This is a genomic window from Streptococcus sp. NCTC 11567 (assembly GCF_902141215.1).
Taxonomy (GTDB): Bacteria; Bacillota; Bacilli; order Lactobacillales; family Streptococcaceae; genus Streptococcus; species Streptococcus dysgalactiae.
Genome location: NZ_LR595857.1, coordinates 703900 through 724448, shown reverse-complemented (window position 1 = coordinate 724448; position 20549 = coordinate 703900). Strand labels below are relative to the sequence as shown.

The 20549-nt window shown below is 39.0% G+C and carries 19 protein-coding genes; 4 read left to right on the top strand and 15 right to left on the bottom strand.

The features are described 5' to 3' along the window. Positions 1–62 precede the first annotated feature (62 nt). From FQT67_RS03800 to FQT67_RS03790, 3 genes are all read right to left on the bottom strand, one after another. Positions 63–1490 (bottom strand): NADP-dependent glyceraldehyde-3-phosphate dehydrogenase, encoded by a 1428-nt coding sequence (locus FQT67_RS03800; protein ID WP_046176919.1) that lies wholly within the window; start codon positions 1488–1490, stop codon positions 63–65. Positions 1491–1656: 166 nt separating this feature from the next. Beyond that, on the bottom strand, positions 1657–3390 hold the full coding sequence (gene ptsP, locus FQT67_RS03795; protein ID WP_003051490.1) for a phosphoenolpyruvate--protein phosphotransferase: 1734 nt from the start codon (positions 3388–3390) through the stop codon (positions 1657–1659). Between the two features lie 4 nt (positions 3391–3394). Further along, a complete protein-coding gene (locus FQT67_RS03790; RefSeq protein WP_002984031.1) occupies positions 3395–3658 on the bottom strand; it encodes a phosphocarrier protein HPr in 264 nt (87 codons plus the stop codon). A gap of 384 nt (positions 3659–4042) precedes the next feature. On the opposite strand from FQT67_RS03790, the gene FQT67_RS03785 reads away from it, so the two are divergent. From FQT67_RS03785 to FQT67_RS03770, 4 genes are all read left to right on the top strand, one after another. Then, positions 4043–4261, top strand: coding sequence for a redoxin NrdH (locus tag FQT67_RS03785; protein WP_003051493.1), 219 nt, complete (start codon positions 4043–4045; stop codon positions 4259–4261). Between the two features lie 19 nt (positions 4262–4280). Further along, on the top strand, positions 4281–6440 hold the full coding sequence (gene nrdE / locus FQT67_RS03780) for a class 1b ribonucleoside-diphosphate reductase subunit alpha (RefSeq protein WP_003054091.1): 2160 nt from the start codon (positions 4281–4283) through the stop codon (positions 6438–6440). Between the two features lie 158 nt (positions 6441–6598). Then, complete coding sequence (gene nrdF, locus FQT67_RS03775; RefSeq protein WP_003054109.1) at positions 6599–7558, top strand: class 1b ribonucleoside-diphosphate reductase subunit beta; 960 nt, start codon at positions 6599–6601, stop codon at positions 7556–7558. Beyond that, complete coding sequence (locus FQT67_RS03770; RefSeq protein ID WP_046166131.1) at positions 7536–8894, top strand: chloride channel protein; 1359 nt, start codon at positions 7536–7538, stop codon at positions 8892–8894. Before nrdF ends, FQT67_RS03770 begins: the two co-directional genes overlap by 23 nt. A gap of 34 nt (positions 8895–8928) precedes the next feature. Here FQT67_RS03770 and FQT67_RS03765 read toward each other — a convergent pair whose 3' ends face one another. From FQT67_RS03765 to FQT67_RS03710, 12 genes are all read right to left on the bottom strand, one after another. Beyond that, positions 8929–9624 (bottom strand): type II CAAX endopeptidase family protein, encoded by a 696-nt coding sequence (locus FQT67_RS03765; RefSeq protein ID WP_022554917.1) that lies wholly within the window; start codon positions 9622–9624, stop codon positions 8929–8931. 18 nt (positions 9625–9642) lie between these two features. Then, a complete protein-coding gene (locus tag FQT67_RS03760) occupies positions 9643–10404 on the bottom strand; it encodes a DUF3169 family protein (RefSeq protein WP_012767247.1) in 762 nt (253 codons plus the stop codon). Next, a complete protein-coding gene (locus FQT67_RS03755; RefSeq protein ID WP_003054097.1) occupies positions 10401–10616 on the bottom strand; it encodes a helix-turn-helix transcriptional regulator in 216 nt (71 codons plus the stop codon). The genes FQT67_RS03760 and FQT67_RS03755 overlap by 4 nt, the downstream gene beginning before the upstream one ends. Further along, entirely contained in the window at positions 10616–11170 is a 555-nt protein-coding gene (locus FQT67_RS03750; protein ID WP_046176920.1) for a DUF3267 domain-containing protein, read from the bottom strand. Before FQT67_RS03750 ends, FQT67_RS03755 begins: the two co-directional genes overlap by 1 nt. 159 nt (positions 11171–11329) lie before the next feature. Further along, positions 11330–13948, bottom strand: coding sequence for an alanine--tRNA ligase (gene alaS / locus FQT67_RS03745; protein ID WP_046176921.1), 2619 nt, complete (start codon positions 13946–13948; stop codon positions 11330–11332). Positions 13949–14414: 466 nt separating this feature from the next. Continuing rightward, positions 14415–14903, bottom strand: a complete 489-nt coding sequence (locus FQT67_RS03740) for an LURP-one-related family protein (RefSeq protein WP_046176922.1) — start codon at positions 14901–14903, stop codon at positions 14415–14417. A gap of 237 nt (positions 14904–15140) precedes the next feature. Beyond that, positions 15141–16208 carry a peptidylprolyl isomerase PrsA gene (prsA, locus tag FQT67_RS03735; RefSeq protein ID WP_003060949.1) on the bottom strand — a complete coding sequence of 356 codons (1068 nt, stop codon included), beginning with the start codon at positions 16206–16208 and terminating at the stop codon, positions 15141–15143. A gap of 62 nt (positions 16209–16270) precedes the next feature. Then, entirely contained in the window at positions 16271–16978 is a 708-nt protein-coding gene (locus tag FQT67_RS03730) for an O-methyltransferase (protein WP_015057801.1), read from the bottom strand. Between the two features lie 51 nt (positions 16979–17029). Then, a complete protein-coding gene (locus FQT67_RS03725) occupies positions 17030–18241 on the bottom strand; it encodes an OFA family MFS transporter (RefSeq protein ID WP_046176923.1) in 1212 nt (403 codons plus the stop codon). Between the two features lie 333 nt (positions 18242–18574). Then, a complete protein-coding gene (locus FQT67_RS03720) occupies positions 18575–19198 on the bottom strand; it encodes an HAD-IA family hydrolase (protein WP_046176924.1) in 624 nt (207 codons plus the stop codon). Further along, complete coding sequence (locus FQT67_RS03715) at positions 19198–19740, bottom strand: GNAT family N-acetyltransferase (protein ID WP_046176925.1); 543 nt, start codon at positions 19738–19740, stop codon at positions 19198–19200. The genes FQT67_RS03720 and FQT67_RS03715 overlap by 1 nt, the downstream gene beginning before the upstream one ends. 129 nt (positions 19741–19869) lie before the next feature. Further along, complete coding sequence (locus FQT67_RS03710) at positions 19870–20418, bottom strand: NADPH-dependent FMN reductase (RefSeq protein ID WP_046176926.1); 549 nt, start codon at positions 20416–20418, stop codon at positions 19870–19872. Positions 20419–20549: the final 131 nt, after the last annotated feature.

The window sequence follows — 20549 nt, the reverse complement described above, 5'->3', positions numbered from 1 at the left end:
ATTTTAACACAATAAAAGTAAAAAATAAATGAAAAAAAGTTAGGTCACCCTAACTTTCTCATTTATTGAATATCAAAAATAACAGATTTTACCGTAGTCATGGCTTCAATAGAGTATTTAACTCCTTGAACACCTGCACCTGATTTTTTAGCGCCTAAGAATGGGAAATTATCTGTTCCACGTTGTGTTTTATTGTTGAGGTGAACAGTTCCGACTTCTAATTGCTCAGCAATTCCAAAAGCTTTAGGGAAGTTATTCGTAAAGATGGACGCCTGTAAACCATATTCAGAAGCGTTGGAAATCTTAACAGCTTCTTCCACAGAAGTGACACGAATAATTGGTAATACTGGACCGAATGGTTCTTCCCATGCCAAACGCATGTCAGTTGTCACATGATCAAAGAGAACGGGTGAAATAAGATTGCCCTCACGATTAAAGGTTGTCAAAGCAGTTGCTCCCTTATATGCAGCATCTTTAATCAACCCCTCAACAAAATCAGCTGCTTTTGTATCAATTAATGGTGTGATATCAGCATCGTCTTCAGGCATTCCGACACTCAGTTTTTCAACAAGTGTTTTAATCTCCGCCGCCAATTGATCAGCCACCTTGTCCATCACAAGAACGCGTTTAACTGCTGTACAACGTTGTCCTGAGTAACCAAAAGCACCTGCTACAATATTTTTCGCTGCTAAAGCAAGATCTGCATCTTCCAAAACGATAGCAGAATCCTTACCACCAAGCTCAAGCATAATTGGTCGCATACCCGCTAATTTACCGATTCCTTCTCCAATTGGAGTAGAACCTGTAAAGTTGATAAAGTTAACCGCTTCGTGCTCAACGATGTAATCACCGATAACAGAACCTCGCCCTGTAATAGTATTAAAGACACCTGCTGGAATACCAGCTTCTGCAAAAGCTTCTGCTAGTAATAAACCAGAAATAGAGCCTTGTGTTGGTGGTTTAAGAGCAACAACATTTCCTGCAATAAGAGCTGGAGCAATTTTAGAACCTGCCAAATTAACAGGGTAGTTAAATGGAGAAATAGCAAGAACTAAACCAACTGGTTCACGACGAACAATAGCAATCTTCTTCTTACTTGCGGCTTCGAAGCTACCACCTTCCAGAACTTCACCTTCCATACGAAGGCCTTCTTCTGCTGCATAATTAATGATTTCAGCAGTACGAATAACTTCACTCACTGCTGCCTTGTGGCCTTTTGCGACTTCTTTTGATAGAACAGCACCAATCTTCTCAGCATCACGCACCAAGATATCAGCAGCCTTATGCAAATAAGCTGCACGTTCTACATAAGATAGGGCACGCCAAGCTGGGAGAGCCTTTTTAGCTGAAGCGTAAACAGCATCTACCTCTGCCTGCGTCATCGCTGGAACTGATCCCAACTCTTCGCCTGTTGCTGGGGCGTAAATCTTAATATCACTTTCTGAAAGTTTCCAATCACCGTTCACTAAATTTTTATATTGTGTTGTCAACGTTTTATCTCCTTTTACGATAGTAATCCTATTCTATCACTTTTCTCTGATATTTCAACAGTTGGATATGTAAAGTATCAGAAAATTTCGACAAATTATTTGAGGTTTCAAATTATTTTACTGAAAGAATAATAAAAAGAGCTGGAAAGTTCCAACTCTTTTGCTATTAATCTTCAGAAACGTATTCTTTAGAAAGTTCAAGAACTTCTTCTGCTGTTGAACATTCTGTAAGAGCACGATTTGCATATTCTTCCATTTTAGCAGAATCAAGTTTCTTCATTAAGCTACGTGTACGAAGAACAGATGTTGCTGACATAGAGAACTCATCAAGTCCCATTCCGACAAGAAGCGGAACAGCTTGTTGATCACCTGCCATTTCACCACACATACCTGCCCATTTACCTTCAGCATGCGCTGCTTTGATTACATTGTTGATCAAACGTAGGATTGATGGGTTGTATGGTTGGTAAAGGTATGATACTTGTTCGTTCATACGGTCTGCTGCCATAGTGTATTGGATTAAATCGTTTGTTCCAATTGAGAAGAAATCAACTTCTTTAGCAAATTGGTCTGCAAGCATAGCAGCCGCAGGAATTTCAATCATGATACCAACTTGGATGTCATCCGCTACTGCAACGCCTTCTGCAAGCAAGTTTGCTTTTTCTTCGTCAAAGACTGCTTTTGCAGCACGGAATTCTTTAAGAAGTGCTACCATTGGGAACATGATACGAAGTTGTCCGTGAACAGAGGCGCGAAGAAGAGCACGCATTTGTGTACGGAACATAGCATCTCCAGTTTCAGAGATTGAGATACGAAGAGCACGGAAACCGAGGAATGGGTTCATTTCTTTTGGAAGGTCAAAGTAAGGAAGTTCCTTATCTCCACCAATATCCATTGTACGAACCACAACAGGTTTGCCATTCATGCCTTCAAGCACTGCTTTGTAAGCTTCGTATTGTTCGTCTTCAGTTGGGAAGTCTTGAGAATCCATGTACAAGAACTCAGTACGGTAAAGACCAACAGCTTCAGCACCATTGTCATTAACACCTTCAACGTCTTTTGGAGTTCCGATGTTAGCAGCCAATTCAAAGTGTTTGCCGTCAGCTGTTTCAGTATGCGCATCTTTAAGGAGGGCCCACTCTGCTTTTTGTTTGGCATAAGCAGCACCAGCTTCTTTGAAAGCGAGGATTTGATCTTCACTTGGATCAATAATGACTTCACCAGTGATACCGTTAACAGCAATCATGTCGCCATCTTTAACACGTTTTGTAATATCATTTGTTCCAAGTACCGCAGCGATCTCAAGTGTACGTGCCATGATAGCAGAGTGACTTGTACGACCACCGATATTTGTAACAAATGCTTTTACAAATTGTTTGTTAAGCTGAGCAGTATCTGAGGGTGTCAAATCGTGTGCAATAACGATTGATTCTTCATTGATTGTAGCTGGGTTTGGAAGTTTCACACCTAAAAGGTGAGCCAACACACGTTTTGCAACGTCGCGGATGTCCGCTGCACGTTCTTGCATGTATGGGTTATCTTCCATGCCTTCAAAGATAGTGATGAACATGTCAGTCACTTCTTTAAGACCTGTTTCTGCATTCGTTTGTTTTGCGCGAATAGTTTCTTTAATTTGGCTGATCATTTCTGGGTCAGCAAGAACCATCAAATGTGCATCAAAAACGGCTGCCGCTTCTTCGCCTAAGCTTTCTACTGCCTTTTCACGGATAACAGAAAGCTCGTCTTGTGAAGCTTGGAGTGCAACATCAAGGCGAGCTTCTTCTGCATTTGTATCTTCGACTGTAACAGTCTCAAATGACAAATCCGGCTGAACTAGTAGATATGCTTTAGCAACGGCAACACCATCAGAGGCTGCGATTCCTTTAAGCATTTCTGTCATAGTCTTATGCCAATCCTTCTTTAGTCATTGTTTCTTCGATTGCTGCGATTGCATCTTCAGCGTCAGCACCTTCAGCTGAGATAGTAACATCTGCACCTTGACCAACACCAAGACTCATAACACCCATGATTGATTTTAGATTTACTGCTTTACCTTTGTAGTCAAGAGTGATGTCTGAAGCAAATTTGCTAGCTGTTTGAACAAGCAAAGTAGCTGGACGTGCATGAATACCTGTTTCTGCAACAATGTGAAAGTCTTTTGAAGCCATATTATGGTTCTCCTTTTAAGTTGTGTATTTTTGAGCCATCATATGATAACCCTTACAATACCACATTATAGCATATTGCTATTTTATTTTCAAGATTAAATATCTGAGACAGGAAAAATCTGCGTTTGTTTTCATGATATTCTCACGTTGTTTTTATTCGTTTTCTTTTTGTGTTAAATTTTTTCATACAACTAACACTGACGATTTAGTATTTCTTTTCCAGAAGACCTTAACCACAATATTTAGAAGGCTTTCTAAACATTAGACACAAGATATAGTGCTTTTTTAGCCCAAAATCTTGCTTTTTGGAATGTTTTTTTATATGCTATTATAGTAATTCTATTTAAAAAAATGGAATACTCATCACTATAAGAGGGGCAAGACATGATTACAGTATATTCAAAAAATAATTGCATGCAGTGCAAAATGACCAAGAAGTTTTTAGAACAACATGGGGCTAACTTTCAGGAAATTAATATCGATGAACATCCTGAAAAAGTTGAGTATGTGAAAAGTCTCGGGTTCACGTCTGCTCCTGTTATCGAAGCGGATAACCTCGTATTTTCTGGCTTCCAACCTGCAAAATTAAAAGAACTGATTTAATAAGACAAGGAAAAATAATATGAGTCTCAAAGATCTTGGCGATATTTCTTATTTCCGCCTAAATAATGAAATTAACCGTCCTGTTGGCGGTAAAATTCCACTCCATAAAGACAAAGAAGCTTTAGAAGCTTTTTTCACTGAAAATGTGCTTCCAAACACCATGTCTTTTGCCTCCGTTACGGAAAAAATTGAATATTTAATCTCAAATGATTACATTGAATCAGCTTTTATTCAGAAATACCGTCCTGAATTTATTACTGAATTAGCTGACGTCATCAAGGCAGAAAATTTCCAATTCAAATCGTTCATGGCAGCTTATAAATTTTATCAGCAGTATGCCTTAAAAACAAATGATGGAGACTATTATTTAGAAAGCCTTGAAGACCGTGTTATGTTTAATGCTCTGTATTTTGCAGATGGTAACGAAGCCCTTGCTAAAGACTTAGCCATTGAAATGATCAACCAGCGCTACCAACCGGCAACTCCTTCTTTTTTAAATGCTGGTCGAAGCCGTCGTGGTGAATTAGTGTCTTGTTTCTTGATTCAAGTGACAGATGACATGAACTCTATCGGACGTTCCATTAACTCTGCCTTGCAATTATCTCGTATCGGTGGAGGAGTTGGTATTACCCTTTCTAACCTGCGTGAAGCTGGGGCACCAATTAAAGGCTATGCTGGTGCAGCTTCAGGGGTTGTTCCTGTTATGAAACTGTTTGAAGATAGTTTTTCTTATTCAAATCAACTTGGGCAACGTCAAGGAGCTGGTGTTGTTTACCTAAATGTTTTCCATCCGGATATTATCGCTTTCTTATCTACTAAAAAAGAAAATGCTGATGAAAAGGTGCGTGTGAAAACCTTGTCATTGGGGATTACCGTTCCTGATAAATTCTACGAATTAGCTCGTAAAAATGAGGACATGTATCTCTTTAGTCCTTATAATGTTGAAAAAGAATATGGCATTCCCTTTAACTATCTCGACATCACCAACATGTACGATGAGTTAGTGGCTAATCCTAAAATTACTAAGACTAAAATCAAAGCTCGGGATCTTGAAACAGAGATTTCAAAACTGCAACAAGAATCTGGCTACCCTTACATTATCAATATTGATACTGCTAATAAAGCTAATCCTATCGATGGAAAAATCATCATGAGCAACTTGTGTTCTGAAATTTTACAAGTTCAGACACCTAGCCTTATCAATGATGCGCAAGAGTTCTTACAAATGGGAACTGATATCTCATGTAACCTCGGCTCAACTAATATCCTTAACATGATGACGTCTCCAGATTTTGGACGTTCTATTAAAGCCATGACACGTGCCTTAACCTTCGTGACCGACTCATCAAGCATCGAAGCTGTCCCAACCATTAAACATGGCAATAGCCAAGCTCATACTTTCGGTCTTGGGGCAATGGGACTTCATTCTTACTTAGCTCAACATCATATTGAATATGGTAGCCCAGAATCCGTCGAATTCACTGATATTTATTTCATGCTCATGAACTATTGGACTCTCGTCGAATCCAATAACATCGCTCGTGAACGCCAAACCACCTTTGTTGGTTTTGACAAGTCAAAATATGCTGATGGAACCTACTTTGACAAATATGTCACAGGTCAATTTGTTCCAAAATCTGATCTGGTGAAAGACCTGTTCAAGGACCATTTTATTCCGCAAGCTTCAGATTGGGAGGCTCTTCGCGACGCCGTTCAAAAAGATGGTCTTTATCATCAAAACCGTCTTGCAGTTGCTCCAAATGGCTCTATTTCTTATATCAATGACTGCTCTGCTTCTATTCACCCCATCACACAACGCATCGAAGAGCGTCAAGAAAAGAAAATTGGTAAGATTTACTACCCAGCAAATGGCTTGTCAACGGATACTATCCCTTATTACACGTCTGCGTACGATATGGACATGCGTAAGGTTATCGATGTCTATGCCGCTGCGACCGAACATGTGGATCAAGGTTTGTCTTTAACCTTATTCCTTCGTAGTGAGTTGCCTATGGAGCTTTATGAGTGGAAAACAGAAAGTAAGCAAACCACTCGTGATCTTTCTATTTTACGAAATTACGCTTTCAATAAAGGTATCAAATCTATCTACTATATCCGCACCTTTACGGATGACGGGGAAGAAGTTGGTGCAAACCAATGTGAGTCTTGTGTTATTTAATCGGGAAAAATACTTAATTGATACACGTCCACTGGTTAGGCACTAAATCATCAGTATCAGAATTTGATAATAAAAAACGCCAGTAAGCCACTCAAGAATGGGTTACTGGCTTATGATATGATTTTTCATATCGACTACTCTTTAGGAGAACTTTAGAAATGACAACATATTATGAAGCAATTAACTGGAATGAAATCGAAGACGTCATTGACAAATCAACTTGGGAAAAGTTGACCGAACAATTTTGGCTCGATACGCGTATTCCCTTATCAAATGATTTAGATGATTGGCGTAAGCTCTCCGACATTGAAAAGGATTTGGTTGGTAAGGTTTTTGGTGGCCTGACCCTGCTTGACACCATGCAGTCTGAATCAGGAGTTGAAGCTATTCGTCAAGATGTTCGCACACCTCATGAAGAGGCTGTTTTGAACAATATTCAATTTATGGAATCAGTTCACGCTAAATCATACTCGTCCATCTTTTCAACCTTAAACACCAAAAAAGAAATTGAAGAGATTTTTGAATGGACCAACAATAACGAATTTTTACAAAAGAAAGCTCAAATCATCAATGAGATTTATGAGCATGGTGATGCGTTGCAAAAGAAAGTTGCCTCCACTTATCTTGAAACCTTCCTTTTTTATTCAGGCTTCTTCACTCCTCTATACTATCTTGGTAACAACAAATTAGCCAACGTTGCTGAAATCATTAAATTGATTATCCGTGATGAATCCGTTCACGGAACCTATATCGGTTATAAATTCCAACTTGGCTTCAATGAATTGCCAGAAGCTGAGCAAGAAACCTTCCGCGAGTGGATGTACGATCTCCTTTACCAATTATATGAGAACGAAGAAGATTATACAAAGAGTCTCTATGATGGTGTGGGCTGGACCGAAGAAGTCATGACTTTTCTTCGCTATAATGCCAATAAGGCTTTAATGAACCTAGGCCAAGACCCTCTCTTTCCAGATACTGCTAATGATGTTAACCCTATCGTTATGAATGGTATTTCAACAGGAACATCAAACCATGACTTTTTCTCACAGGTAGGGAATGGCTATCTTCTTGGTTCTGTAGAAGCTATGTCTGACGATGACTATAATTACGGGCTCTAAGCATTCTGACGAGGTTGATATCAAATCAGCCTCTTTTCTTATCTTTTGCTATAATAATCTTATGAAACGACATTTTTTACTTTGGAGTGGTTACCTTATTGTAACAGGTTTGACAGCTGGTCTTGTTGCTTTTTTGTTGACAGAGGCAATCCATCTGATTCAAACTCTGAGCTTTGGATTCAGTCAGGGCTCTTTTAGCACTATGATTGCAAGTGTTCCCCCAGAACGGCGCGTTCTGTCCTTACTCATGGCTGGACTTCTTGCAGGACTTGGATGGCATCTACTAGCCAAAAAAGGAACAGCCATTCAATCCATTCAGAAAACCCTTGATGATGACACGCAATTTAGCCCCTGGACACAATTTTGGCACGGCTGGCTACAATTAAGCACCGTTTCAATGGGGGCACCGGTTGGTAGAGAAGGGGCATCACGTGAAGTTGCTGTGGCTGTGACCTCCTTTTGGAGCCAGAGATGTAACTTGTCCAAATCCGAGCAAAAGCTTTTATTGGCCTGTGCTTCTGGCGCTGCCCTTGGTGCTGTCTACAATGCTCCCTTAGCCACTATTTTATTTATCTTGGAAGCTATTCTTAACCGTTGGTCCCTTAAAAATATATACGCTGCCTGCCTAACGAGCTATGTGGCTGTGGAAACAGTTGCTTTATTACAAGGCCGACATGAGATTCAATACCTAATGCCTCAGCAACATTGGACGCTAGGAACCCTTATTTGGTCAGTCATGGCTGGTCTTATCCTTTCCCTCTTTGCTCACGCTTACAAACATCTTTTGGAACACCTTCCTAAGGCTGATGCCAAAAGTCTTTGGTTTATTCCGAAAGTCCTCATCGCTTTTAGCCTTATCGCAGGACTCAGTATTTTCTTCCCAGAGATTTTAGGAAATGGCAAAGCTGGATTACTCTTTTTTCTCCATGAAGAACCACATCTGAGCTATATTAGCTGTCTACTAGTTGCCAAAGCTGTCGCTATCTATTTAGTTTTTGCTTCTGGAGCAAAAGGGGGGAAAATTGCTCCTTCTATGATGCTTGGAAGTGCTAGTAGTTTACTCTTGGCGAGTTTTAGTCAACACTTTTTCTCCTTACCTCTATCACCTACCTTAGCCATTATCATTGGTGCCTCACTCTTTTTAGGTATCATTAATAAGATGCCCTTGACCGCACCACTTTTCCTACTTGAAATCACCGGGCAATCCTTGACGATCATTGTTCCCTTAGCTGTCGCCAGTCTGGGAGCTTATATTACTTATCATTCCTATCACGTCATCAAAAAAAGACTTGCTCAAGCGCAGACAACCAAATCAGTAAACGACCCTCATTTTTAAAAACGCCTCGATAATGATATCGAAGCGTTTTTTCTTATAGGATTCCTAATCCCATTAGTAGTAACGTAATAGCTGGGAATAAATTATTGAAAATATGAAGTAAAATGGAATCTCTTAAATTCCCTCGTCTTTGATAGGCAACGAAAAGGAGGATTCCCATACAGGTATACATGACAAATTCAACAATATTAGTAGCATGCGGTAAGGCAAAAACGAGAGAGGTCACTAAACCTGCTACTTTAAGTGATTTTCCTCTAAAGAGATCAGTCATTGGAAACCCTCTAAATGCCAACTCTTCCATAATTGGTGCTATTAAAGCAATCACCAAAACAAATAAAGCGGTATAGAGGGGAAAACCACCTTTGATAAATCCAGCTAAGGTATGTATCGCAGCATCATTGGTACTAATTTCTTGTCCAGACCAGGCTTGATTTAGGAGTGTTCCTACAATGGCAATCACACGTCCTATTAACCAAAATAAAGCCAGATAGCCCCAGTCAACTAGTCTCATTTTTTGCTGTTTAATAGAGGCCTCCTCCTTATTTTGATAAAGACGCCATAAACAGACAAGAGTAATCCCTACAATAACTAAGTAGGTTATTCCAATTCCCCAATTAACCCTCATAGGAATATCATGTTGCTTTTGCAATAAAATCATCGGAAGGGCATTGAAAACCAAAGCGAGAATAATAAGCGCTGCTATTTTTAAACAATTAATGAATACTTTCATAAGTAGTCTCCTTTTAGGCTAACGATAAAATTGTCTGGTCATTGTTGCACTCTTAACGAGTAAATAAAGCTGAATTAACACCAAAACTAGGATAGCTGTTAATTCCACTTGACCAGTGAATAGATAGATAAAAAATAAAATCACATACAAGGAAGGGATAATGGAACCATTTAGGGACAACACACTTTCAAACGATGTCTTGTAATAGGCTTGTAATTCTGCCTCATCTAGAGCCATAATATTATGTTTTAATTCTTTCAAATTTGGAAAATAAGGAACATTGGTTCCCCGAATGGCATTGTAACGTTTCATGGCTAAAGCTTGAAAAGGAATGGTCATTAGTAATAAAAGGATATCCAGAAGCGGAATGGCCAACATGGCATGCTGTGAATCATTGGTTAAGGTCAGACCAAGTAGCACATTGCACATGGATAAAATAGAAGCTACGGCAATCAATAACATGGTATAAGCATGCTTTTTATTCAGCTGACGGTAACCTTTTTCAGAATAATCATCCTCTTCAACTGTGTTATAAACAGCTGTCTCTTTTTTCAGTTGCGTTAAAAAAACAAAAGAGAGTGTGAGTCCTGTGACAACTACCAGACGATTTAATAAGATAATCAGGTTAATCACATCTTCTTTTAGGAACGTGAGATGATCTAATCTCCCTCCATGGTAACCTAAAAAGGCTCCAACCATGCCACCTATAATCCCTCCCGCCAAACTTGATAGTAATAACATTTTTAACAAGCGTAAAAAACTATTCTTCTTCTTTTTCATTCCTCGACCTCCACTAGACGAAACACATCTTCAACTGGTTCCTGAAACACCTTAGCAATTTTCATGGCAATTACAATTGATGGGGTATATTCGTTACGCTCAATGAGACTGATGGTCTGTCTCGATACACCTGCAAGTTTTGCCATTTCCGTTTGATTAATACCATCTCTGGCTCGTAATTCTTTGAGCCGATTTTTAAGCATAATGTCCATTAGTTGGCTCCTTCATCGAGGTAAATTTTTAGACCAATTTCTGTGTCCTCTACCAAGATAGCTTCCTTGCGAAATCTCCAAAGCAAGAGATAGCCATAATAAAAATCACCAATACAGCCTGCAGCATGAAGACTGACAACAAAAACATATAGACCTGCTGGTAACCAACCTAGCATGAAAAAGATGCTCAACATAAGGGTAATAACTACAAATGGTGATAGACTAATAATAACCATCTGCTTTCGGGAATAGAGAGAACCTGGACTGGTTGCATAAGCCATCAAGCTTTTCCAATTTATGCCAAACTTGACAGGATTTTGGGGACAAAATTGTTTAAAGAAAATACCATGAATTCCTTCGTGAATCACGAGTAGCAAAACACTCAATAATAAAGAATAAAAAAAATCACTTACTCCTAATACTAGTCCCTTTGAAGAACTTGCAAAATGAACAAAGAACATCAAAAATAAAAAGAAGAGTGGTAAAACTAAAATATTGAGAAGAATGATGGTCATTTTATTGTGCAAAATATCGATTTCCTTCAGTAGTCTCATAACAGACCTCCTTTTATTTTGTTTCCTTTGAAGATATTGTAACACATCCTTTACTTATTGACAACGATAATAGTCAAAAAAATTATGATTGTTGTCAAATTTCCTATGAAGATAGTCAAAAAACCAAGCCCCTAGGAACTTGGTTTTGACGTTATTTGATTAAAATTGCTCTGGAACTGCTGCCATTAAGTCAGAAATCTTAGAAGCATCTGATCCACCGGCCATCGCCATATCTGGTTTTCCACCACCACGGCCTGACACAATAGGTGCCAACACTTTAATCATATTACCTGCATGCACTTCTTTAGACTTGCTTGCTACAAGGACATTAACTTTCTCACCAATCGCTGCTACTAGAACTAGCACCTCTGAGTAGTCTTTTTGTTTCCAATTATCAGCAAAGGTACGTAGGGCGCCTGCATCAGATACAGACACTTGACTAGCAATATAGCGCAAGCCATTTACTTCCTTGACCTCTTTAAAGACATCACCAGCTTGGGCTGCTGCAGCTTTTTCTTTAAGCTCTGCATTTTCTTTTTGCAAATCGCGGAGCTGTTCACTTAGACTCACAACCTTAGCAGGAACTTGATCCATTTGTGGAGCTTTCAATGTGTGAGCGATCTCTTTCAACGCATCTTCTTGCTTGCGGAAGCTTTCAAAAGCTTGTTGACCCGTAACAGCTAAAATACGCCGTGTTCCTGAACCAATACCTTCTTCCTTAAGAATCTTGAAAAGGCCAATTTCCGAAGTATTGTTTAAATGAGTTCCTCCACAAAGCTCAACAGAATAATCACCGATTTGAACCACACGAACAGTTTTACCATATTTCTCACCAAAGAGTGCCATAGCTCCCATTGATTTAGCGGTTTCTACATCAGTTTCAGTTGTTGTGATAGCAAGGGCCTTCCAGATTTGTTGGTTAACCTCTTCTTCAATGCGACGAAGCTCATCTACTGTTACAGCTTCAAAATGGGTGAAGTCAAAACGTAAGAATTCTTCCTCGTTTAAAGATCCCGCTTGGGTAGCATGCTCACCGATAATGTTGTGAAGGGCTGCATGCAACAAGTGAGTTGCTGTATGATTTTTCTCAACAGCATAACGGCGCTTGTGATCAATGTCAAGAGTGTAAACAGTGTCGAGGGCTAAACTAGCTAAGACATCTACCGTATGTAAGGCTTGACCATTTGGTGCCTTTTGAACATCTATTACACGGGCAACAATGTCTCCATTAGCATTTTTAATGACCCCGCGGTCAGCCACTTGTCCACCCATTTCAGCATAGAATGGCGTTTGATCAAAAACAAGTAGGGCTTGACCTTCTGACACGACTTCACTACGTTCGTTATCGACAATAATAACAGCTAAACGAGCATCAACAGTTTCCGTTTCATATAAGAAGGTTGATGATTCGGTAATACCAGCAAGGGTTTCATTTTGCATCCCCATTGATCCGCCTTTAACAACAGCTGCACGGGCACGGTCCTGCTGTTCTTTCATGGCAGCCTTGAAACCATCATGATCAATTTTGTAACCAGCTTCTTCTGCCATTTCCTCAGTCAATTCAACTGGGAAACCATAGGTATCATACAATTTGAAGATATTTTTACCTTCTAGGGTATCTTTACCAGCTTCTTTTAACTGCGCCAGCAATTGATCCAAATGACCTGAACCAGCATCAATGGTCCGAGCAAAAGTCTCTTCTTCGCGTTTAACAATTTTCTCGATGAAGTCACGTTTTTCAAGGATTTCTGGATAGTAGGAAGCCATGATTTCCCCTACAGTCTGAACCAGTTTGTAAAGGAAGGTTTCTTTGATACCAAGTTTACGTCCATGCATGACCGCACGACGAAGCAAACGGCGAAGCACATAGCCGCGACCTTCATTACCTGGAAGAGCGCCGTCACCGATCGCAAATGATAGAGCACGAATATGGTCTGCAATGACCTTAAAGCTCATGTTGTCTCCGTCTTGATCGTAAGTTTGACCAGACAATTTTTCGACTTCCTTGATGATTGGCATGAACAAATCAGTTTCAAAGTTTGTTTTAGCCCCTTGCATCACCGCTACCAGACGTTCTAAACCAGCGCCCGTATCAATGTTTTTATTTGGTAATTCTTTATATTCTGAACGAGGAACTGCTGGATCAGCGTTAAATTGTGAAAGTACAATATTCCAAATCTCGATGTAACGGTCGTTTTCAATATCTTCTTCCAAAAGACGAACACCGATATTCTCAGGGTCAAATTCAGTACCACGGTCAAAGAAGATTTCTGTATCTGGACCAGAAGGGCCAGCACCAATTTCCCAGAAATTGTCTTCCAGTGGAATCAAGTGACTTGGTTCCACACCAAGTGAAATCCAACGATTATATGAATCTTTATCGTCTGGATAATATGTCATGTACAATTTTTCTTTAGGGAAACCAAACCATTTCGGGCTAGTTAGCAATTCAAAACCCCATTCAATTGCTTCATCACGGAAATAATCTCCAATAGAGAAATTCCCAAGCATTTCAAACATGGTATGGTGACGAGCAGTTTTACCAACATTTTCGATATCGTTGGTACGAATTGATTTTTGAGCGTTAGTGATACGTGGGTTATCGGGAATCACAGAACCATCAAAATACTTTTTAAGAGTTGCCACACCAGAGTTAATCCAAAGCAAAGTCGGATCATTCACCGGAACAAGATTTGCAGAAGGCTCAACCGCGTGACCCTTAGATTTCCAGAAATCCAACCACATTTGACGGATTTGAGCAGAAGATAATTGATGCATAATTAAGATACCAAGAGCGTTAAGAAAGCGAGAAGAAAATAGGAGACCAACGCTGTGCGCCAGCGCACTAGGCGGTCTATCTTTTTTCTCGACGCTTTTAGCTCGGGTTCAATTCAGAAAATTATCTAAATTGAACTTTTCCTTTCATATAGTAATAATTGAGGTGAAAGTCCGTAGCCCGAGTTCATTTCAGAATAAACTCGATACCCTTTCCTTTCATTTAGATATTTTGAGAAGTCAGCAATTGAAAGAAGCAACCCTTCCGGGCGGGTTCAATTTAACTAACTAGCTGAACTGAACGTTTCCTTTCATTTGTTTTTAGCTTGGCTTTTATTCGAAAATAACCTAACCAAACCATTCCTTTGTTAAAAATTTCAATTTGTTTTCAAAACACATATGGTTCCAGGAAACAGGAACCAACACCAATAGATTGCTTATTTTTAGAAAAACTTTCAGTGATAAACTATTAAGAACTAGATGCAGCTTCCATCATTTCCACATAGTCAATGGCAACTACTAAAGAAATAACTAAATCAGCATAACCATCATCTACAATCGTTACAGAATAATGGGAAGTTAAATGAAAAAGTTCTTTGGAAATTTCAGCAACTAGTTGACCATCCGGAGTCCTCAAACGAAAATCAAGGTCCCAAATATTGCCTTCTAAAAGCAAACCTAAATTTTCGACCGTATACCGGTCTTTAAAAAATGTTAATTTCTTTTGTAAATAGAAAGAATGGCCATTAGCCATATCAATTGTAAACTGAGGGAGGAAAGAAAATACTTTTTTCGTAATCTGACAAATTTCAATACCTTGGTCATTGGTGACAGTAAAGCGTTTCGGAATTTCTAAAAAACTTCCTTTAACTTGATAGGCCAATTGTTCAAAATTATCTTGGATATTAAATTTTTCACCGCCAAACGTAAACCGTTGTTTCACTAGAAATTGTTTCATAATCACCTCAAAAAAATAACAAGAAATCAAACGAAGGGCGAAGAACCGCGGTACCACCTTCATTCAATGACTTGTCATTCTTATTTTGTTATATCAATTATTATAAAGCTAAGTAGCATGTCTATCTGATTATCCATGACTCGCAGCAACCGTCACTTTTCTGTATCTAATCCTTGATAAACAATTCTTAACTAAATTATTATAAGTTTTTTTAACTGATTAGTCAATGAAAACTTATTATTGAGCAGCAGCCTCACCTGTTTGAGTATCAGCAGTTCCTTCAGCTGGTGTTGCCTCAGATTGTTCTTCTTGTGGCTGACTAGCTTCTGTTGATTCTGAAGCTGGTTTTTCTTCTGATGTTTTTGGAGTTGCTGAATTGGAACTTGTTGCTTTTGATTTTTTATCAAGGTTAGCATATTGCACTAAGATGTTAGCAAAGGCTTTGTCCTTAATTTTAACATTAGCTTTGTCTAAAGCTTTAGCGATGATTTTGTTTTGGAAGTTCATGTCTCTTGTTTTTTCAGCTAGAATAATAGCTTTCAAACGTTTTTTATAAACTTTCCAGTCAGCTTTCTTTTCAGCTTTTTTAGTGACTTTGACAATGTAGAATTTATTTTGATAAGTGGCTGGATCCAATACCGAAATCACTTCTGACATGTCTCCTTCTTTCAAGCCTGATGCTGCCTTAACAACATCTGCTGGTAAACTTGTTGCACCTGAATCAAATTTATAAGCAATTTTCTTATCTGCTGCTGTTGTTTTTTCTTTGGCAATAGCAGCAAAATCTGCGCCTTCAGCTTTTAATTCTTCCAAGACAGACTTAGCTGTTTCCTCACTATCAAGAGCAATCACTTGTGCTGCCATTGTTGGAGTATAAGTTTCATAAGCCTTTTTGTATGCTTCAGTTGTTAACTCTTTTTTAGCAGTTTCTCTGACAGCATACTCCACCAATTTAGATGAGCGAATTTGTTTTTTGTAAGTCTCTGGTGTCAAGCTTGACTGTGCCAAGGCTGCTGAGAATGAGGCACCATACTGATCAGCAGTTTTATTGTAAGCTTTTTCGACTTCCTTGTTAGATACTTTATCACCATACTGAGCTTCAAAAACACGGCTAACCACAAGGTTTAGCATAGCCTTTTGAGAAACTTCTGTGTGTTTGGTTTCGTTATAGAAGTCGCTGACACTGATGGTATCACCCTTCATTGAGATAACTTTGGTATTGTCATTAGTTGATTGACAAGCTGTCAAAGTCATAACAGATGCTAGTGTGACAATCCCAGCAATGAGTTTGTTTGATTTTTTCATTTACTTCTGAGCTCCTTTTTATCATTAACTAATATATTATATCACAATTTCTTAAACGTAACTTAATCTGGTAAGGTAATATCTTCCTGATTCTTACGAATCATCAGCAACCCATCACTAAGTGGAACAAGGCTTGCTGTTAGACCCGGATGATTTAAGGTGGCATCAAACAAGGCTTGCAGCCCACGATAAATGGTACGCTGTCCACGACGAACCTCTTCAATAGGTTTAGCAATGTCACCACCTTGAAAAATATCATCTAAGATAATCACACCGCCAACAGTCAAGCGCTTTAAAATTTCTGGAAGAAAAACAATGTATTTTGATTTAGCAGAATCCATAAAAACAAAATCAAAAGAGCCTTCAAGAGTCGCTAAAATATCAGCCGCATCGCCTTCTAACAATCTAATTTGCTGGCGACGATCATATTTGGCGAAATTATCCTTAGCAAAGCCAATCATTTCAGGATTACGATCAATCGTTACAATCGTAGCGTCTGGAGCGTTCTCTGCCATCAAAAGAGCAGAAAAGCCAATGGCTGTACCAATTTCGAGGATCTTCTTTGGCTGCAAGGTCTGCAATAAGAACCTAAAATAAGCAACCACTTCATGTTGAATAATAGGGATATTTTCTTGCCTTGCGAACTGTTCTAGTTCTGCCAAAAAACCTGTGTTTTGCTTTTGCTTCGTCCGCATGTAGTGAACAATATCTTCTTTGACCACAGGACGACGCATATTGTGATTTGCATTTTTACTATATGATTTAACCATGACATTAATTATATAAAAAAACTCTAGGCATTGCTAGAGTTTATGTTCACATTATCGATTAGTAGCTGACTTTTTCAAGCACCAGGTTAATACCAAAGCTAAACTATACAAACAAATGAAAACTTGTAAGGTGAAAAGATAACTTTGTGTCCACTCAAAGGTAAACGATAATAACATGGGACCAACCAATGCAGCCATTGCCCAAGCTGTTAAGATGTAGCCATGAAGCATAGCTAATTCTTTAGCTCCGAAAAGGTCACTTAAATACGGAGGTATTAAAGAAAAACCAGCGCCGTAACATGTCATGAGAATAGCCATAGCAGCTACAAAAAAGAAAGGTTGATGAACAAAAATAAGACTACTTGTCATAGCTATATTAACCAAAAACAATAGCATCACAGTCAAAGGACGACCGATATAATCCGATAGACCGGCCCATAAAAGACGACCAAATCCATTGAATATTCCCATCAAGCCAACAACAATCGCTGCAGCCTCTGGGGTTAAACCAGCAAGGTCTTGAGCCATTGGTGCAACAACTGAAATGAGGCCTAACCCACAAGCAATATTTAAAAACAGTATCATCCAAAGGAGGTAAAAAGATTTGGTTTTAAGGGCTTCTTTAGCTGTCATGCCTTTGGTCAAATCATTATGTTGGCCAGTACTTCGTTCCATCAAGCTTGCTAATTCATGACTAGTTGGTTTTTTAATGAACTGAGAAGCTAGTAACATCACCACTAAATAAACCAGACCTAATAAGTAGAACGTAGCAACCAATCCCTTAGTAGAAATCAACCACTGGGCAACAGGACTTGTCAGCAAAGAGGCAAGGCCGAACCCCATAATAGCCAGACCAGTTGCTAAGCCTCTCTTATCTGGAAACCATTTGATAATAGTAGATACTGGGGTAATGTAACCAGCTCCAAGCCCTAGTCCACCGATAATACCATACCCTAGATATAATAACCAAATCTCTTGACGATCAATAGCTAGGCCAGTCATTATATTTCCTGCCGCATACAGGACAGCAGATATGCTCCCAGTAACACGAGGACCACATTTTTCAACCAAAGTTCCCATAAAAGCTGCTGACAATCCCAAGCAAAAAATAGCTAATGAAAAGGCAAAGGCAACAGTTGCTGGATCCCAACCAGTTTGCTGCATGATAGGGTTTCGATAAACACTCCAGGCATAAGTCGATCCTAGCATCAGATGAAGGAGAACCCCAGCCATTGCTACCACATAACGATTTGTTTTTTTCACAAAAAACCCCTTTCTATTTAGCGAACATTAAAACAGTTCGTCGAAACAATGTTGGGTTTTTAGTTTATTATATCTCACATCCAATGTCAAAAATGCTGCTCAATAGAAACATTCCCTTACGATTTCATTTATCAACCTAATATAAGACTTTTTTACAGTGAACACAAACCTTATGAAAAACTGATAGCCTTAGAGATGATACCTCCTCATTCTACTCCACTTCCTTCCAAAAGCCATCTTTGAAGTGTACTCGCAAACAATACCAACCTGCCAACACTAATGTTATTGCTAGTATTTGATGTGAATTCTTCCTAAATGATTAAGCCTGGTTTGCTAATCAAGAATTTCTGGCAAGAGGTCTAGAATCGCCATCAAATCGTTAATGTGCTGATTGTTAGAACTACTTGGACAAGTTAAATTCAAGGATTGAATCCCTGATTTTTCTGCAGCTTGCTGATCTAAGGATCTGTCACCGATATAATAGGTCCTCTTTTTGTCCATTTGGTATTTGTTAATCAGGTAGGTTAGAGCTTCTGGATCTGGTTTACGTTTAAAGCCATTAGCGGCTGTTACCACTTCTTCAAAATAAGATGCCATGCCTAATCGCTCCAAAACAGGATGCGTCGTAGCGCCTTTATGCGTCAGAATATAATGCTTGACACCTTTTTGAGCCGTTTTTTCCAAGACTTCTTTTGCACCTGGCATCGCATTTATCATGTGATCACGCGCCTCTTGTTCCTGATTGAAAAAGGTCAATAATTCCTCAAAAGACAATTCTTCTTCTCTAGCTAATTGTTGCAATAACACACCAATTGATTCTTGGATAATGAAGGTCATGACCCAATCCTCATCAAGAGGCAAATGATAGGTCTGATAAAGCAAAGCTAACACTTCTCTAATCGCTTGACTAGACTCCACTAAAGTTCCATCAAAATCCCAAATAAAATGAACAGTCACTACTTTTCTCCTAAATTAATCCAATAACTGGCAAGCTCTTGACCTACCATTGATGATACGTTGTAATCCATAGGTACCTGAAGAATATCTTCTAAGATACCTCCTACTTTTTCAATGGTTCGCCGACTAGCAATATTATAACGGTTTGCCGTGATAAGGACTCGCAAGATCCCTCTTTTCCGATAACATTCTAATGCAAAGAGTAGTAACTCTGTCATAATTCCTTGTCTACGGTAATCTGGTCGTGTCACGTAACCAATATGTCCTCCAAACCTTTCCAAATCTCCCTTTTCCAACTGCCAGCGGCAACCAATACGAGCCACCAACTCATCATCTAGAAAATAATAATAATTCGTACTAGTAGACCAATCCGGATGATCTGTTTGCGTTTCAAACCGTTTAGATTTAGCAACAAAAGCTGGAAAATCAACGACCTTTTTAGTTTCAACAAAAGAATTTCCAGCAGCTTTTTCTACCAATAAAAGCGCTTGGAATTTTTCAAAAGCTGCTTGATCGCTCCAGCTGATTTGGCGTATTTCCATGACATCCTCTCCTTAATTGCTCCCATTATAACACAAAAAAGCAGTGACCGAATGGACCTATGAGTCAATCCAAACCATCACTACTAATGAAATGAGCTTTATTATTGATTGGTTACCTGAGATTAATTCTCAAAAACGTTTGGCAAAACCAAGATAAGCATCAACCACCGTTTGCAAGAATCCTTTTGTGCCTTCATTTGACAATTGCCCCTGTTCATCGAATAATTGATCAGCTTGTGCCAAGTAAGCTTCTGGCTGTGCCCAGACAGGAACGTTTAAGAAAACTAAACTTTGACGCAATTGGTGATTGGCACCAAAGCCAGAAACATTCTCGGTAGAGTGCGAAACGATAAGACTTGGCTTGCCATCAAATACCCCTTGACCGATTGGACGAGAACCAACGTCAATAGCATTTTTAATGGCCGCCGGCAGACCACGATTGTATTCAGGAGTGATAAATACGATACCATCTTGTTCTTTGACAGCTTGACGGAAACGAGTATAGCTTTCAGGAACATTTCCTTCATCAAGATCTGGATTATAAAGAGGAAGATCTCCAATAGGAATTTCAGTGATTACCACTTCTTCTGGAAATAGGGCTTTAACAGCTGCTGCTACTTTTTGAGAATTTGACTCTTGACGTAAGCTACCAAGAATAAAACCAATACGTTTAACCATAATCATGTCTCCTTTAATACATTATCGACTAATCTAACAATCTTAGTCTCAAGCGATGCTACTCAACTTTACCGAGTGCAGGCCACTGCAACTTTGTGAATATATCACTATTTATTACTAATTAATAATAA

Bases quoted from the DNA above. Each gene is read 5' to 3' on its own strand.
- ptsP (WP_003051490.1), bottom strand. From the start codon at position 3,390: ATGACAGAAATGCTTAAAGGAATCGCAGCCTCTGATGGTGTTGCCGTT.
- FQT67_RS03790 (WP_002984031.1), bottom strand. From the start codon at position 3,658: ATGGCTTCAAAAGACTTTCACATTGTTGCAGAAACAGGTATTCATGCA.
- FQT67_RS03785 (WP_003051493.1), top strand. From the start codon at position 4,043: ATGATTACAGTATATTCAAAAAATAATTGCATGCAGTGCAAAATGACC.
- nrdE (WP_003054091.1), top strand. From the start codon at position 4,281: ATGAGTCTCAAAGATCTTGGCGATATTTCTTATTTCCGCCTAAATAAT.
- nrdF (WP_003054109.1), top strand. From the start codon at position 6,599: ATGACAACATATTATGAAGCAATTAACTGGAATGAAATCGAAGACGTC.
- FQT67_RS03770 (WP_046166131.1), top strand. From the start codon at position 7,536: ATGACTATAATTACGGGCTCTAAGCATTCTGACGAGGTTGATATCAAA.
- FQT67_RS03765 (WP_022554917.1), bottom strand. From the start codon at position 9,624: ATGAAAGTATTCATTAATTGTTTAAAAATAGCAGCGCTTATTATTCTC.
- FQT67_RS03760 (WP_012767247.1), bottom strand. From the start codon at position 10,404: ATGAAAAAGAAGAAGAATAGTTTTTTACGCTTGTTAAAAATGTTATTA.
- FQT67_RS03755 (WP_003054097.1), bottom strand. From the start codon at position 10,616: ATGGACATTATGCTTAAAAATCGGCTCAAAGAATTACGAGCCAGAGAT.
- FQT67_RS03750 (WP_046176920.1), bottom strand. From the start codon at position 11,170: ATGAGACTACTGAAGGAAATCGATATTTTGCACAATAAAATGACCATC.
- alaS (WP_046176921.1), bottom strand. From the start codon at position 13,948: ATGCATCAATTATCTTCTGCTCAAATCCGTCAAATGTGGTTGGATTTC.
- FQT67_RS03740 (WP_046176922.1), bottom strand. From the start codon at position 14,903: ATGAAACAATTTCTAGTGAAACAACGGTTTACGTTTGGCGGTGAAAAA.
- prsA (WP_003060949.1), bottom strand. From the start codon at position 16,208: ATGAAAAAATCAAACAAACTCATTGCTGGGATTGTCACACTAGCATCT.
- FQT67_RS03730 (WP_015057801.1), bottom strand. From the start codon at position 16,978: ATGGTTAAATCATATAGTAAAAATGCAAATCACAATATGCGTCGTCCT.
- FQT67_RS03715 (WP_046176925.1), bottom strand. From the start codon at position 19,740: ATGGAAATACGCCAAATCAGCTGGAGCGATCAAGCAGCTTTTGAAAAA.
- FQT67_RS03710 (WP_046176926.1), bottom strand. From the start codon at position 20,418: ATGGTTAAACGTATTGGTTTTATTCTTGGTAGCTTACGTCAAGAGTCA.